Here is a 16,363-nt window from a genome sequence, read left to right on the forward strand (position 1 = left end):
AATGACGAAAATCACGCATGAGGCCGAGGTTCAAAGGCAGCATCCTCGATACCGCTTGCCCGTGAAATGCATTCACAATGGAGCCCAGCTCGCTGTTGTTGATATTTCGGTTGGCGGCCTGGGGCTTCGGACCGGATCGCTGGATGCGAAACCGGGCCAGGTGCTCGATCTCACGCTCGCCTTCCCATTCAGCGGTTATGAGCTGACCCTGCCCATCAATGCGGAGGTTCGCTACGTCGCCAACGAGCATAGCAGAATTGGCCTTCGCTTTGTCGATGTCTCGCCACGTCAGCATAGCCTCCTGCGGTTCATCCTCGATGCATACCTTGCCGGTGAGGTGGTGGAGGCAGGTGACGTGCTGGATGTCGTTGCCCGGCGCAACGAGGGGAAGACCCGGGAGGTTCCTCCGCGGCCCCAACCTCAAGGTATTCTGCCCAACCTCGCCCGCCGTGGCCAGGCCGCCGCCGGCTACATCGGCATCGGCGCGGCGACATTGCTCCTGCTGGGCTTCATCGGGACGAGCCTGTTCGACCGCTTCTACCTGATCCCGGCTCAATCGGCCCAGATCACAGCCGATCTGGTCACTGTGCCTGCTCCATCGAACGGCCAGATCACCTTTGTGGCTGCGGGGAACGAGGTCAAGGCGGGCGAGCCGCTCCTCACGATCCAAGGAACCCAAGGCAACAGCATCGTTCTCGACAGTCCTTGCAACTGCGTGGTTCAGGCCCGGTATAGCCGAACCGCCAACTTTGTTCGCGAGGGCGCACCGATCATCACCTTGCGGGAGAAAACCAGCAATCCTTACGTTACTGCCAGCATTCCGCAGGATCAGGCATTGCGGTTCTACAAAGGGGCAAGTGCGGTCATCGAATATGCCGATGGAACTCGCGTAAGGGAAGCTAATATTGAGCGCCTGCCATCCTTCGAAGACCCTTCGCTGGCGGGAAGGATGATCGTCAAACTGGCACCCGGTCGCGAACTCGGGGCATCGACGATCGGTCAGCCTGTATCCGTGGTATTCAATACATTTTCCGGTTCCTCTATCGGATCTGCCGTTAGCAAGCTCCAAACGGCTGTGAGCTGGGCAGGCAACAAGATTGCAGCTATCCTGTCCAAGGACAGCGCGACGGCCAATGCATCAAAGAAGGCCAAAGAGCCTCAAAGTGAGAATGGAAGGCGGCTAGCCGGACTCAGTTCTGGGGAATGAATGGGTCCGGACCATCGACCGGAGGACATCACTTGAATTTTTTGGAGATCAGCAATGGACAATATTATTCCGGTTCTCATGTGCGGTGGCTCGGGCACACGCCTATGGCCGGTGTCGCGTTCAAGTGAGCCGAAGCAGTTTCATGCTCTTTCCGGCAGCGAAAGCCTGTTCCAGCAGACGGTCCAGCGCTTCCGCACGGATCAGTACGCCGAGCCCCTTATCGTCGTGAACACCAACCACCGCGACCTCGCACTGCGGGAGATCGGGCAATTGAGCGCAGGATCGGCCCGGCTTCTCGTCGAGCCGTGCGTGCGAAGCACGGGTCCTGCCATCGCGGCGGCCGCGGCTCTGATTGCCGAAGAGGATCCGGAACGGTTGATGCTCGTTGCGCCAAGCGATCATGTTATTGAGGAAACTGAAGTATTCACGCAGGCTGTGTCGCAAGCCGCGGTGGCGGCACGTCAGGGGCAGATCGTCCTCTTCGGCATCCGTCCGACCCATCCTGAGACTGGCTTCGGCTATATCGAGGTTGGCGAGGCCTTCAATGACGCCAGCTTCAAAGTCGCAGGCTTCGTCGAGAAGCCGAAGCAGGCCGCGGCGGAGACATTGGTGGCGGGCGGCCGCCACCTCTGGAACAGCGGTATCTTCATGTTTACCGCTCGAACCATTCTGGAAGAGCTTGAAAAGTATGCACCGGACGTGCTGGCCTGCGCCCGTCGTGCGCTTTCCACGGCCCAGAGGGGCAACGATACGATCCGTCTGGCGGCCGATTTCGATACGGCCCCGGTCATCTCGATCGACTATGCCGTGATGGAGCGGAGCGAACGGCTGGTCTGTATTCCTGTGGCGCCGGAATGGCGGGACCTTGGTTCCTGGTCGGCTCTGTGGGATGTGGGCAGTAAGGATGGTGACGGGAATGTCTCCCGCGGAGACACGCTCCTGCAAGATGTGCGTAACAGCTATGTTCTTGGCAACTCCAGGCTTGTTGCCGTTATGGGTGTCGAAAAGGTTGTCGTGATCGACACGGCTGACGCCGTGCTCGTGAGTTCGCTTGACCAAGCCCAAAATGTCGGTCGTCTTGCGGCCGAACTCGCCGCGGCAAAGCGTCCGGAAGCCAACCTGCACAAGAGGGTGCGGCGTCCGTGGGGCTCCTATGAATCCCTGCGGTCAGGCGAGACTTTCCAGGTGAAGCACATCATCGTCGATGTGGCAGGACAGCTGTCGCTTCAGTACCATCATCATCGCTCCGAGCACTGGACTGTTGTTTCCGGGACCGCCCGTGTCACTGTCGGCGAGCGGGTGTTCGTCATGAAGGCCAACGAGTCGGTCTACATTCCAAAGGGCGATGTCCACAGGCTGGAAAACATCGGCGATGACGAACTTCACCTGATCGAGGTTCAGTGCGGCACGTATCTCGGCGAAGACGACATCGTGCGTCTGGAGGATCAGTATGACCGCATCGTCACGATCTGAAGGTCGACGCCGATTGCGTGTCGCTGTCCTGTTCATGTCCATGGCGCTGACTTCCAGCGCCATGGCGCAGGGTGGCAACGAGGTGTCCCGCCTCGCGGATGAGGCCCGCCAAACGTTTCTTTCCGCCGAGCAGAATGGCGTCAACCTGAAGCAGAAGGCCGGGTTTTATCAGGTTGCACGGGCTAGGTTGAGGCTGCTTGAGAAATTCGCCGGCCAGGAAAATGCAGGCTCGGCGGAGCTGCGCGACGGAGCCCGGGCCGAATTGATGCGGCTTGCGGATGATGGTTTGAGCCATGACATTCTCGGCTCCTTCCTTCTGCAGTCTTCGCTTGGCGATATCACGGGCGCGGCATCCGTTGCGGATCGTGTGGAGGTGGGCGTATCGCTGCATCAGATTGCCGCCGAGCAGAGATCGCCCGCCTACCGGTCTGCCGCTTTCGTGGATCTTGCTCATGCCTATGCCAAGGCCGGCGCTCAGGACCGCGCACTAAGGTATGCTTCTCTCGCCATCGAGGCGGCAGATCAGGTGCCTGAGATAGGCACGCGAGGGGGAGCCTACAAAGCAGCAGCCCGCGTTGCAGCAGGTCTGGGTCCATCGGGCATGGAACTGGCTGATCGTGCCGTCGCACGGATTCCGCAACCCCGTGACCGCGCCCATGCGCGCCATGAGCTGGCGCGCATCCAGCTCAAGGGGAGTGCCTGGGAGAAGGCTACGGACACCAAGCTTATTGAAGAGGCGAAGCGGCGGCTCGAATCTGGGGATCTTCCCGGAAGCGCCTTGCTGGCCCTTTCACTAATGGACAGCAAAGCACGAGATGGCCTGCTCTCCAATCTCATTGACGCTGGGATTTCCAGGCGGGAGGACAGGGTCGCCCTTCTCGCGGCACAAGGGCTCGCAGGCGCGAGCAACCAGGATAAAGCCATCGCTGCGCTTGTCGAACATTATGTTGATCAAGGTGCTGCCTTCCGAGCGGCCGAAATGCTCAACGCCATGCAGGACAGCCCCGGCAAGGCTTTGATTCAGCTGAAGCTTGCCTCTCATCTGAAGCAGTCTGGTTATGACACCATGGCCGCTCAGCTCCTATCCGCAGGCACCCGACACATTGATATGTATGGCGAAGCCATGCAACGCGCGGTTCTTCCTGGCGTCGTCCGGGCGCTCACAGGTTCCGAGCGCCTGGATGAAGCGTTGCGCTATGCTGAGCGGATCGGGCCTGATGCTGAGGGATCGTCTGTCCTTGGCGAGTTGGCGAAGAAACTAGCGGATCACGGTCGGGTGCCCGACGCCGAGGCTCTGCTGTCTCGGCTTGTGGACAAAGATCACCGTTCTCATGCGCTGAGCGGCATTGCACGGGCAAAGGCTAGGGCCGGAGATGTCGCCGGCGCCATGCAGCTCGTCCCCGAACTTGTCGGAGCGAAGGATGTGGGACGAGTTCTCGCGGCTGTCGTCAACGTTCACTCCCGCTCTGGCGATTTCGATCAGGCGATCTCGGCGGCTGAGCAAATAGAAGATACAGACTCTCGCCTTGCGGCTCTCTTCGACGTTGCACGTCAGGCTAGGCAGAAAGACAAAGGACAGATCAGCGAACGCGCGTTGAACGGCGCTGTCCGGACTGCCGAGGGGGTCGAAGCCGGCGCACGAGACAAGGTGCTCCTGGAGATCATCAGACATTTTGCTTTCGCGACAAACAAGGCGGAGGCAAGAGATCTCGTCGGGCGCATCGCCGACCCTGCCATTCGTACACGTGCCGAACAGCTGATCGTTGCAGCTGATGTAAGGGACCTCGCCGGGAAGAGGGGGCGTGGCGAGATTCCTGATGTGTTGCTGGCGCGCGGCATCGAAAGAATCGAAGCCGATGAGGATAAGGCCGAGCTTGCGCTCCAACTCGCCGCTCTTCCGGAAAGCGGCACCCATGCTGTCGATTTGATCCGCACGATTCAGGATCAGAGGTTCCGTGGAGCGACCTTCCGGCGCTTTGCCGAGAGGCGGGCTGACCTTCTCAGGAAGCCTTCGGCAGAAGAGCCCAGCACGGGCGTGCCACAGGATGTGCAGACAGTCGCATCTGTTTCCGAAGAACCTGAGGAAACGGCACAGGAAATCCAGACGAGAAGGGGCCTCGCGCTGATCCTGGGGGATGCTGGAAAGGCCACGGGTGCGATGGAGCAACTCCCCCGGAGTTTCGTGACAGCGGCAGATGTCAGGGCAGGCACGCCATGGCCACACGATGCAACGGTCGGAGCCACCTTTGCAAACCACAACCCATATATCGCAAAATTCTTCGAGGATGATGAGCAAGGAAGCACCCGCCTGGAGCAGGCGGTCCGACATCAGGGTCTGTCCTCGCCCCGAGTTATCGTGGTTCAAGGTGGTGTTGCGACACTTGGAATGGTTGCTCGCCAGCTGCAGGGCACCGACGCGCGGGAACTCATTGAACATAGTGCTGGCGCTGTGACGGTGCGCGCCCCTATTTTCGTCGCGCCTGGAGCCACACTCATTCTATCCCGCCTTGACAGCCCGACCTATCGGCTCAGTGCAAGTGCCGGCGCCTTTATCGTCAATGCAGGCAATGTGCACATCGTCGACGCCGAAGTTGTCGGATACGACGAGACATCCGGACGCCCCCTTTGGGCTGACCCTGATAAGATCACTAAATTCCGGCCCTTCCTCCTCACCTGGGGAGACGGGCGCATGAACGTGGCTTCGTCCACTCTCGTGGCTCTCGGCTATGGTAACGCCAAGTCTTTCGGGTTGAGCTACTCTTCAGGACCGGAGCGAGTGGCGGAACTGCGGGATCAGTCGCGCCCCACGGGCATTGTTGTCGACAGCGTATTCCATAACCTCCACTTCGGCTTCCACTCCTACGAGGCAGAGCGCATTCAGGTTGTCGGCAACGAGTTCCGGGACAGCGTCGTCTATGCTCTGGACGTCCATGACCGCACGAAAGAGACCGTCGTTGCCCTGAATACGGCTTATGGCACGAAGGAACGGCACGGGATCACCATCTCGCGCGAGTCCAATGATGGCTTGGTTGTCGGCAATGTCACGTTCGACAATGCAGGCTCGGGTATCGTTATCGATCGTAACAGCACGAACAATGTCATTCATGCCAACAGTTCGTTCAGAAACGAGCAAGACGGCGTAACGATATTTGAGAGCTCCTGCAATGTTCTGGCCAACAACTACCTTGCGAGCAACAGGAGAGACGGGTTGAAGGTGCGTAACAGCATCGACGTTGGGGCATATTCAAACCGTATCGAGGCTAATGCCAATTCCGGCGTCAGCGCATACATCGCCAACATCATAGCGCAGAAGAGTGGGGGGCGTCCAAATCCTGACCTCGCCAGCTATCTTCCAATGACCAGCCTTTCTCTCAGGCACAATCGCTTCTCTGCAAATGGAGTCGGCATCAACGCGCAAGGGGTATCGAGCCTCGCGATGTCGTCCAACAGTTTCGTGAAGCAGTCCCGGCGTCTCCTCGGTGGTGATATTCGCGGGCTGGAAGGTCAGATCCTGCGCCTTACGTCCCGATCGGATGTTCTCGTTGCGAGCACCTGCCGACCGGCGAAGCCGGTATCAGCGTGCCGCTTGCGGGATCAGGGCTTCTTCCAGGGGGAGAGCGAGCTGCAGGTCTTCAGGTCCCAAGGAGGATCCGATTGCACCGATGTGGATGGAAGCGTGCAGCATCGTGCCTTCTTCAGCGCACCTCAAGGCACATAGAGGCAGCATGAAACAGGTTCTCATCGTTCTCCTGCTGAATCTTCTGACGATCGGTTCGTCTTTCGCACAGAGCAAAGGGCACGGACTTTTTGATGTGGATCTCCGTAGGACCGCACTGGGGCAGCCAACTTTCACGAGTGCGCGCGCGGCTTGCCTTGCTATTCCGCGCGATCCGGCGTGGAGCAGCCTCAAACCGGTCGACCGCTTGAAGAGCACTGAGGGATACGGGACGGACGGGGCTGCCAATGATTATGCCTGGGCCGTCATGGTGCTCACCGGACGTGCGCTTGCAGGTGACACTGCATCGGAAACATCTTTGCGTGATCTTCTGCTCGCCTGGGCCAAAGCCAAGGCTTTCGCCGATACGGAGGTTGAGCACGACGCTTATTATGCCTTGAAGCGCGTCCTTCTGCCCACCGTCGTGGCGTTCTCGGTCCTGCAGCGTGGGCTGGATGAGGGGCAGAGCCGGATGTTGTCCGAGTGGATCGATCCCCTGGTCCGCAAGATTGATCGAACATTCGACGGCGTCGTTGACCGCAACAACCACCGCTATCTCGCAGACAGCGTGCTGATGACGTGGGGAGCTGTCGTGAGAGACGAGGCTCTCTACGCAAAAGGGGACGAGCGCTATCGCGCAATCCTGGCAGAGGCGCGTCCTGATGGGAGCCTCGCTCTGGAGACCAGGCGAGGGGCCAGGGCTCTCTGGTACATGCGCCAGTCTCTGGCGAGCCTCACTGTGATGGCGGAGGTGGCTGCCACACGCGGCACTAACTTCTACGATCTCCGGGTTGGAGAGGTGAACTTTGACCGGGTCTTGTCCTATCTTCTGAATGGCATAGCGGAGCCCAACGTCGCGATGGCCTACGCGTCCGAGAACTACATTCCGGGCGGTGAGACGGATGCCCGCCGCCAGGATCTCGGTTTCTTGACGAAGCGCAGCCATGGGCGTCACTACATGGCCTGGACCGAGCCTCTGGTCGCAAGGGATCGGGCAGGCCTCGCCACAAAAAGGTTGAAAGCATTGTTCGTGCGCAACATCCGCTCGGATCGGCCACTCATCGATGAATTTGTTGGTGGCAATGCCACATGCTTCTGGGGACGCTGATGGCTAGAATCAAACCGCTTCTCGCCAGCACTGCTGCAACCGTCGCCATATTGTTGTGTTCGGCAGTCCAGGCACAGGATATGGCGCGTACCGAACTTCAGGCTCGTTACCGTGCCGCAACGGCGAAAATGGCGGAGCTGAAGCAGCGGAGCGATCCCAACGCTCTTCTTGAGCAAGGGCAACTGCTTCAGGACGGAGTCCCGGTCAGTGAAACCAACCCACTCAAAGCCCGTCGCCTCGATGAGGCAGAGCGCCTTTATGACCAGGCGCTCGCAATGCCAGGAGTTCACTGGCCCTCTGCTGCTGTACGCCGGGCCAAGCTGATCCTGTCGCGCGACAAAGACCAGCCTTCCATTCAGAAGGCGATGGACCTCCTGCGCCGAGCAGCAGCGCTGCAGAATCACGAAGCCGCCTTTCTGCTGGCAGGCCTGATGGAAGCGGGCGTCGGAGGAAAACGGGATCTGGAAGCGGCAAAGAATCTGTACCAGATCGCTCTGCGGTCGGAGCATGGTCCCTCGGGCCTAGCTCTTGCGCGACTGGAGACGGATCCCGCCAAGGCGAATGTATTTGCAACGCAGGGACTAAAGCTTCTCTTCCAAGATGCAAGGCAGGGATCTGCGGAAGCGGCGAGAGTATTGGCCGATCATTACCGGACAACGGGTGATGGGCCGGAGCGCCTGAGTGCTGCGATCGAGTGGTATCAACGGGCCATCGAGCTCGGCGACGCGGAGGCTGCCTTGCGGTTGGGCCGTATGCGTCTCGATCCGAAGTCGCCTCTGCGACAGCCGCAGGAGGCCCGGGGTGCCTTTGTGAAGGCTGCTGAGCGCGGTTCGGTCGAGGCTGCCATGATCCTTGCGGAGGATCCCTACAATGGTGCCGCTCTCGGCGTTCAGAACGGTGTTGCTGAACTGTGGCTCAACCGTGCCATTGAGACGAAGGCGCCTCGTGCGCTGGTCCTTGCAGCCGAAATCCGCAGCCAGTCTGGCGATGAAGGACGTACAGCTGCCAGAAGCCTCCTGCACGAGGCGCTGCAACGGGTGGATGACGATGCAACGGCACTCCTGGCCCTCGGACGCCATGTTCGCGATGGCGTGCTGATTGAACGCGATGTCCCGCTTGCCCTGAAGCTCTTCGACAGAGCAGCAATCAGCGACAACACCATGGCTTATTATGAGTTCGCCCGTACCGCGTTGAGCCACCAGGATGCGGTAGGGGATGAAATGCTCCCGACAGCCATCGACCGTCTTAGAACTGCGGCAGAGCGTGGGCACGTCAAGGCAGCTGTCGTGATGGGAGATGCGCTGCTGCTCGGGCAGGGTGTTCCGGAATCACAAACCGCAGCCATGGAATGGTATCAGCGGGCGGCCGCAAGCGGATCGCCTGTTGCTTATATTCGCCTCGGAGATGTTTATGCCGGCCGCTCCGCAGGGCTGGAGGCTCCACAGGCCCTGGACTGGTACCGCAAGGCAGCCGAAGCCAACAGCGCGATCGGGATGGTTCGCCTCGGCAAAATGTTCAATGAGGGCCGGGGGGTGCCTCAGGATCAGGCCCTCGCCGCAACATGGTTTAGCCGCGCGGCTGCTGCAGGCAGTGGAGCCGCCATGGTCGAGTTGAGCTCTCTCTACTCGCGTGCCGGCGGGGCTGGGCACTTCAATCTGGCTCGTGACTCGCTCGAGAAAGCTATTCGTACCGGCGATGCGCGTGCGCCGATTGCCTTGGCAAAGCTTTATCTCGTTCGTGGGGAGCGAACGCTTGCCGAGATGACGCTCAGGAGATCTGCAGACAGCGGCAACGCGGAAGCCGCGCTGAGCCTGGCGGAACTTTATCTGTCCGGTCAGGCAACTGCAGAACAGCAAAGCGCTGCGCGCCGGTGGCTGGTCGTCGCCGAGAAGGCCATGGCGAGGGATGACGATCAGGCGAGCAGGATCGCCTCAATGTATCTGCGGCTCCCGGACACAGCATCAACCGAGCACGGTTCCTCCGCATTGGAATTGTTGGTCAGGAAGAACAACTCGGAAGCAATGGCCCTGTTGGCAAGTGCACTTCTCCATGGAACCGGCATACAGCGCGATCCGGTGCGAGCCGAAGCTTTGTTCCGCCGTGCCATTCAGCTTGGGCATGATGGGGCGCGCTTCATACTCGCTAAAGCCTACCGGGACGGGGATGGGCTGCAGCGCGATCCTGCTCGGGCATTCGCACTTTATCGCGAGATCTACAGAGACGAGCCAGGCGATACGAAGATCCAGATTGCCTTGGGCGATGCCTATGCTCGTGGTGACGGCGTTGCTCCGAACCGGCGACTGGCTGCTGAATTCTACGCTCAGGCGGCTCGCCAGGGAGATCCGGATGGACAGGTTCGTCTCGGAACCGCTTATCTTTATGGCGCAGGAGTGGATCGCGACAGCCAGAAATCGGATCATTGGTTTTCCCGCGCGGGCGAAGCCGGTGTGATCGAGGCGAAGGTTCAGCTCGGCAGCGCGAAATTGTCCGGACTTGCAGGAAATGTCGATGCGGAGGGGGCTTTCGCTTCCTACCTTCGCGCTGCGGAAGCAGGCTCCCAAACCGCAATGATCGAGGTGGCACGCGCTCTGATGAAGGGCTTTGGAACCCTTGCTGACCCGCCGCTGGCGAAGATGTGGCTGGAGCGGGCGGCAGCTCTTGGCTCACTAGATGCGATGTTCGAACTCCATCGTCTGCATGATGTGGGGACGAAGCCCAATGCTCGTGAGGCTGAGCGGTGGCTTAGGCAGGCTGCGCAGAGTGGCCATGCCGCCGCCATGTACCGCCTCGCACTCCGTCATCAGCAAGGCGCGTCCGAGCAGGACAGGATGGTGGCCCGGGAATGGCTCGAAAAGGCTGCTCAGGCCGGCCATTCGCAGGCTGCCAAGGCACTTCAGAAACTCACTACGTCTGGGGCAGTGCCGGGATGAGAGGCTGACCACGTGGCAACAAGTGTGAGGCAGCGAGCCTCGGAACAGGTTGAGGCAGAACGGAGTGTGACAATGACGATCCTCACCCGCTCGGCCGGCATGAAAGTAGGAAGCGTCATGGCGCAATCGTTAGCGACTCTCGCCGGCACGGCATTAACCGCGTTGATCGTCCTCGCCGGCTCTGCCGGGGCTCAAGTTCCGTCGGCGCAGTCGCTGGCACCCACGTCGGATTTCAGCACGATCTGCACACCGGCACCGAAGCCTTTTCTGACGCGCGATTGGAGCAAGTGGGACAAATCTCAGCCGGTCGTCGACCCTGAAGAAATGTATGATGCGGCGATTGCGTACGCCGAGGGAAGTGCCACTCTCAAGCGTGATCCCGTCGCGGCGAAGCGCCTCCTCGAAGACCTGTCGGATCGGGCATGGCCAGGGCGGGGCCGAGCCCACTACAGGCTCGGCAAGCTGCTCCTCGATCCGATTGCAGGACCTGTCGACCCTGAGCGAGCCGCGATGCACCTTGCGACAGCTTCATCCATGCTGAACCTGGACGCATCGGTTCTGCTGGCGGAGCTTCATGAGCAAGGCCGGATCAGCAGTGCCAGCTTGGCGGAGGCGGAGCGCCTCCTTCGTGCCGCGTCTGCCGCAGGTCATGTTGACGGTTTGATCGCCTTCGCCCGGCTTCAGCGCAGCGGCCGTCTTGGCGCGGTGCCTCAGGCTGGATCCAGCGACCTGATCAATCTTGCCCTGCAGTCCCTCCACGGAGACCTGAGCAGAGGGCGATGCTCCGCGCTTTATCGCATCGGGCTTATCCTCAGCGACGAAAGCCTCGTTCCCGGCGGCGTACAGGAGGCCATCAAATGGTTTGAGGCTGGCGCCCGCCAGGGCGACGCAAACGCCGATCTGGCTCTTGCCGAAATTTATCTGCAGGAGCGTGTCAAAGCCACTCCGGACCGCTTCATTCATCATCTCGAACGAGCTGCGGAAGCCGGCAGGCCGCGCGCCATGACGTTGCTTGGCGAACGCCTCATGCTCGGAGATAAAGCGCCCAAGGATGTTCCGAAGGGCGTAGCATGGCTGGAGCGAGCCGGCCTCAATGCCGATCCTGAAGCATACAAGCTTCTTTCTCGCCACTACCGCGGGGATTTCGGGGCTGCTCCCGATTTACTGAGGGCCGCGGACGCCCTCCTCAAGGCGAGCCGGCTGCCAAGCCACAGCACGAGCATTCTTGTCGGTCTTGCACGGCTTTATGCCATCGGGCTGAATGGCCAGCCCGACGTCAAGGAGGCCCTGGCCTATTACCGTCAGGCCGCAGACAGGGGCGATGTGGGAGCCCTGACCGACATGGCGAAACTCCTGTTGAACCATCCGCAGGAAGGATCCCCGGAGACTCCCTTGCGACTGCTCAAGGAAGCCGCCGCCCGCAACCATCCTGAAGCCATGGGCGTTCTGGCGGACCTTTATGCCTGCAGTGCGATTGTTGCGCCCGATGCCTCCCAGGCAAGAGCCTGGCTGGACCGAGCAGCAGAGATGGGGCATGTCCGCAGCATTCTGGCGGTCGCATCGCGAAATACATCCGATCAAGGATCCGCTCAGAAGAGTGCAGCGGCTCTCCTTCGTGCCGCAGAGCGAGACGACCGCGAAAGCATGGTTCTGCTCGCCCATGCGTTTCGGTCGGGTCTGGGTGTGAAGCAGGATGTTCAGGCCGCCGATCGGTGGCGGAGCGCCGCGCTCGCGCCGGGAGAGGGACGATCCCGTGCGCTACTCCTCATGGCCCGCAGAATCCTGAGCGGTGAGGAAGGGAATCGGGATGATGCTGCAGCAAGAACCCTTCTCGAGCAGGCTGCCCGGGAAGGGGAGCCGGGCGCCCAATTCGAGCTTGGACGCCTTCTGATCGGGCAACGGGGAGACAAGGCGTACGTTCTGCAGGGCCTGCAGCTTCTTCAGGCGGCCGCGGCCTCCGGAAATGCTGCAGCCATGCTGGCGCTGTCCGAGGCTCCGAGCGATCTGCTGTCTTCGACTGGGAAGACTGCACAGGAATGGAAGAAAGCGGCAGCAGAGGCCGGTCATGTTCGGGCTGCCATTGCGCTTGCATCAGGTGCGAAGGAGCCGGGGGATGCAGCAGGCTGGCTTACGCGCGCTGAGACGCTCCCCGTGTGCGTAACAAGGGATATGGTCGAACTTGCACAGGCCTATCATAAATTGCCCGGCTCTCAGCATGTCGAGCGTGCACGGTACTGGATGGAAAAAGCTCTCGGCAATCTTCAGGCTGGAGCAAAGGATCCTGCCGCTTTGTTTTTGGCGGGGCGAGCCATGATCGACGGCGTTGGCGGAATGGCCGATAAAGAGGCGGCCATCACCCAGATAACGCTTGCTGCCGATGCGGGTCGGACCGATGCAATGCGGTATCTGGGACGTGGTTATCTATCCGGTCAGTTTGGTGAGCAGAACATGCAGACAGCTGTTGAATGGCTGTCGAAGGCTCTGCGCAACGGCGACGGCAGCGTGGCGGCCGATCTGTCCCGTCTTGCCGCTGTCCCTGGCAGCGAGGGATCTGCGGCGATTGCCGTCTTGAAGGAGAGCGCAGAGAGCGGCCTGGCGCCCGCCATGCGGGAATACGGCCGCAGCTTGCAACTTGGACTGGGGATGACCCCACAACCGGATATCGGCGCCTCCTGGTTGCGAAAAGCCGCAGAAGCTGGCGATACCGCTGCGATGAAGGAGCTTTCACGCGCCTATGCGTCTGGCTACGGCGTTGAACTTTCAGCCAGCGCCAGCACTGAATGGTTGCAACGTGCCGCAAAGGCCGGCGATGCAGAGGCCATGCAAGGCCTGAGCCTCGCCATGACCCTTGGCTTCGGAACGGATGTTGATCCTCTCGCAGCACAGGAGTGGCTGAAGACAGCCGAAGGGGCAACCCGGAAATGAGCATTTGGAACGTAAAGCGCGTGCGGCCGTCTCTATTCGGCGGTTGGGAGAGACAAATGAAGAGAACAACCCGAATTGTGCTCCTGAGCTCTCTTGTGGTGAGCATCGCACCGGCCGTAATGGCAGCCTCCCATCAGGGCACCAGAGCACAGCCGCGATCATCTCAGGCTGCTGTTCCAGCCCCGCCGCCGACTCAGGCGCAGCTCCGAGCGATGTCCACCATGCGTCTTCTGAAGCTCGGGCAAAAAGCGCTGACTGTCGATATGGATACGCAGGATTTCGTGACTGGGCTCGACGCCGTCAAGATTGCATCCGCACGTGGAGACCGGGAGGCGACCCGTCTCATGGCCAAGATCATGGCACGCCATCAGATCATCCTCGGTGCGGACGACCGCGCAAAGCTTGAACGGCGTTTCCGCTTCGAGGCTCTCCGTGGCGCATCGAGTTCCGTTCTCGCGATTGCCAATATGTACGATCGCGGCGACGGTGTCCCGGTCGATACAAAGAAGGCAGCCGAGTGGTACCTGTGGGCTGCACGTGTCGGGCATGAGCGTGCCATGGCTCATGCGGCTTATGCCTATGGGACCGGGCGCGGATTGGAGCGCAACGAGGCCACTGCGCTGAAATGGCTTGGAAGCGTGAACGAGGGACGCCAGCGGAGCACTCTTCTCGACATCGGATGGGCTCTCGCGCTAGGAACGGAAGGGTCGAAGGACATGCCGACCGCTCTCCGGTTCTTTGAGCGCGCGGCACAGATCAAGCCCAGCACGGTCTATCAGGTCGCTCTCGATCTTGAGCGGGGAACACGCGGCATCCAGGATCGCGATGCGGCGGGCCATCTGATCCGGGTTGCCGCCGAGCGGGGTGATAGTGGCGCGGCTACTCATCTGGCCAATGCGCTCTCAGGCAGCAGCAACGTCGAGGATCAGCGGCGGGCAGTGCAGTGGTATGGCCTTGCTGCGCAGGACAAGACCAATATCGCGGCTGGACAAAGTCTCGCACGCCTGCTTGCCCTACGGCCGTCAGGAGGGCTTGTCTCGGACATTGTCGCAGCTCTGGAAAAGGCAAAGGCGGCAGGCAATCCTGAAGCGATCATCGGTCTAGCCCATGCGTATTCGGAAGGCATCGGAGTTGATGTATCGCCAGAGAAGGCTGCCATTCTGTTGGAGGAGGCCTCAGGCGCAGGGCATCCAGAAGCAAAGTATAAACTAGGGCTCATGTATAAATCGGGCGTAGGCGTCACGGCTGATCTCAACAAGGCGGTTGAACTCATGACGAGCGCTCGGGACAGCGGCTATCCGCTCGCTGCGGTCGCGTTGAGTTCGATGATGGAGCCAGTCACGACAAATTCTGTCGGAGAGCCTGCTCAAGCAAGCGAAGCAGCGGTGCAGTGACCCCATCCTGAGGGAAATTGCTTGATGCTATTTCTTTGAGGCCTGTGGTTCAGCGCATGCGGAGGGGCTGTGTTCATTCTCCTATGGCGCGTATGTTTTCATTTTCTTCTAATGAAGGTGACTGCTTCGCGCGAGGCGAATGTTGTTGTATTCATGTAAATGTCTGGACACCTGTCAAGATGAGTAAATATTCAGACGTGGTGCACCTTTATCGGGCCGAGGATCGTCTTTGGTAACGGTTCTGACATAATGTCTATTTGCGAATAATATTCGCGACGGCGTACTGCTCTACCTCCTAAGCATAGTTCTTTACCTCTTTATTAGGGATGTTGGATAGGCTGCTAAATTGTAGAATCGGAGGTAATTCCTGAGGAAAGGTACCTCGCATGTCGAACCTGTTGCCGGTCACTACCATCTTGAGCTGCAAGAATTCGATGCTCCGCGAAGGCTTGAAGCAAATTCTCTCAAGCACTCGCTTCAAGTTGCGGTCGGAGGGAATGACCCGCGACGAGATCATCCTGGATAAGGATGTGCCGGGCTCGTCCTTTCTCGTCATTCTTGATGCGAACCTTTTCCCCTCGAAGCTGTCTCATGGGATACGATCAATCAAGGACCAGTACTCACAGGCACGAGTGGTCATCCTCTCCGACAATTTCAATCTCGATGACATGAAGTCAGCGTTCCAGTCAGGGGCGGATGGTTACTGTCTTGCGACGACAGGGTGTGAGGCTCTGATCAAGTACCTCGATCTTGTCATGCTGGGTGAGGTGGTTTTTCCATCAGCTGCCTTCCTCAATGCGATCTCGGAAACACCGTGCGAGGCAGATACTCAGGAGCCATTGGCGATCACGGTTCTTCCCACTCACGTACCTTTGAGCCTTGAGACCCATGACTCGCCCATACGGACGCTTTCAAGCAGAGAGTCCGAAATCCTTCAGTGCCTCATGCAGGGCGCGCCAAACAAGGTAATTGCGCGGAAGCTCGATGTTGCAGAGGCAACAGTCAAAGTTCACATCAAAGCTATTCTCCGCAAGATCCGTGTTGCCAACCGAACCCAGGCTGCCATGTGGGCTGTCAATCACTTGGCTACCGGTCGAGACGAGGATGTGTCTCTCCTACCTGGTGAAAGGCTGGCCTTACAGAGTCTGCGCTGAACCGTCTCCTGAGCGTAACGGAATACAAACGGCTGGCGCTGGGCGCAGTTGAACGTGATGTCTCTCGGAGAAACATATTAGTGTGCGGAGGTGGTTGCCATCTCCGAGTGAGTGATGCCGGCTGAATAAGGGATTAAGGAACAGAAAAATCATCGCAGAGCAGATCGCGCGCCCTCAAGCCGGAAGTTCATCAAGAGACAGCATTCCGCTCTGAATAATGAGTTTCATGAGGTGTCGGGTTCTGTCCTCGCCAAGCGCGATTGGTTGTTATTGCACTGGCAATTTCAACGACCCTGTCTACTGATCTAATATTGCATTCGCTTTAGGCGTTTTCTCAAGTAGAGAACTAGCACGAGCTCGTTTGTGTATTGAATATCGTTACTTCGTATCTCGTGTATACCTTTTGATTAACAATCATTAAAATGTTTTGAATGGGTATTGATTGCCTCTCATAAGA

Annotated in this window: 8 protein-coding genes and 1 pseudogene; all 9 read left to right on the forward strand. The window is 59.5% G+C overall.

All coding sequences use genetic code 11. The features are described 5' to 3' along the window. Position 1 precedes the first annotated feature (1 nt). Positions 2 to 250 (forward strand): annotated as a pseudogene (locus JQC81_RS34240) (PilZ domain-containing protein); the annotation flags it as partial. A 105-nt stretch (positions 251 to 355) separates the two neighbouring features. Next, the gene (locus tag JQC81_RS01885) at positions 356 to 1,207 is read left to right on the forward strand and encodes a hypothetical protein (RefSeq protein ID WP_246520145.1); all 852 of its coding nucleotides are present in this window, start codon (positions 356 to 358) and stop codon (positions 1,205 to 1,207) included. Positions 1,208 to 1,261: 54 nt separating this feature from the next. Beyond that, positions 1,262 to 2,680, forward strand: a complete 1,419-nt coding sequence (locus JQC81_RS01890) for a mannose-1-phosphate guanylyltransferase/mannose-6-phosphate isomerase (RefSeq protein WP_203270011.1) — start codon at positions 1,262 to 1,264, stop codon at positions 2,678 to 2,680. Beyond that, positions 2,658 to 6,398, forward strand: coding sequence for a right-handed parallel beta-helix repeat-containing protein (locus JQC81_RS01895; RefSeq protein WP_203270012.1), 3,741 nt, complete (start codon positions 2,658 to 2,660; stop codon positions 6,396 to 6,398). The genes JQC81_RS01890 and JQC81_RS01895 overlap by 23 nt, the downstream gene beginning before the upstream one ends. Before the next feature lie 7 nt (positions 6,399 to 6,405). Next, a complete protein-coding gene (locus JQC81_RS01900; protein WP_203270013.1) occupies positions 6,406 to 7,503 on the forward strand; it encodes an alginate lyase family protein in 1,098 nt (365 codons plus the stop codon). Then, positions 7,503 to 10,433 (forward strand): tetratricopeptide repeat protein, encoded by a 2,931-nt coding sequence (locus JQC81_RS01905; protein ID WP_203270014.1) that lies wholly within the window; start codon positions 7,503 to 7,505, stop codon positions 10,431 to 10,433. Before JQC81_RS01900 ends, JQC81_RS01905 begins: the two co-directional genes overlap by 1 nt. 72 nt (positions 10,434 to 10,505) lie before the next feature. Further along, positions 10,506 to 13,358, forward strand: coding sequence for a tetratricopeptide repeat protein (locus tag JQC81_RS01910; protein ID WP_203270015.1), 2,853 nt, complete (start codon positions 10,506 to 10,508; stop codon positions 13,356 to 13,358). Positions 13,359 to 13,579: 221 nt separating this feature from the next. Then, positions 13,580 to 14,752, forward strand: a complete 1,173-nt coding sequence (locus tag JQC81_RS01915; RefSeq protein ID WP_203270016.1) for a tetratricopeptide repeat protein — start codon at positions 13,580 to 13,582, stop codon at positions 14,750 to 14,752. 386 nt (positions 14,753 to 15,138) lie between these two features. After that, complete coding sequence (locus JQC81_RS01920) at positions 15,139 to 15,906, forward strand: LuxR C-terminal-related transcriptional regulator (RefSeq protein ID WP_203270017.1); 768 nt, start codon at positions 15,139 to 15,141, stop codon at positions 15,904 to 15,906. Positions 15,907 to 16,363 lie beyond the last annotated feature (457 nt).

It is taken from the genome of Microvirga arabica, assembly GCF_016811235.1.
Classification (GTDB): domain Bacteria; phylum Pseudomonadota; class Alphaproteobacteria; order Rhizobiales; family Beijerinckiaceae; genus Microvirga; species Microvirga arabica.

Coding starts and splice junctions, on each gene's coding strand:
- JQC81_RS01890 (WP_203270011.1), top strand. CDS start 1,262: ATGGACAATATTATTCCGGTTCTCATGTGCGGTGGCTCGGGCACACGC.
- JQC81_RS01900 (WP_203270013.1), top strand. CDS start 6,406: ATGAAACAGGTTCTCATCGTTCTCCTGCTGAATCTTCTGACGATCGGT.
- JQC81_RS01920 (WP_203270017.1), top strand. CDS start 15,139: ATGTCGAACCTGTTGCCGGTCACTACCATCTTGAGCTGCAAGAATTCG.
- JQC81_RS01910 (WP_203270015.1), top strand. CDS start 10,506: ATGACGATCCTCACCCGCTCGGCCGGCATGAAAGTAGGAAGCGTCATG.
- JQC81_RS01895 (WP_203270012.1), top strand. CDS start 2,658: ATGACCGCATCGTCACGATCTGAAGGTCGACGCCGATTGCGTGTCGCT.
- JQC81_RS01915 (WP_203270016.1), top strand. CDS start 13,580: ATGCGTCTTCTGAAGCTCGGGCAAAAAGCGCTGACTGTCGATATGGAT.
- JQC81_RS01905 (WP_203270014.1), top strand. CDS start 7,503: ATGGCTAGAATCAAACCGCTTCTCGCCAGCACTGCTGCAACCGTCGCC.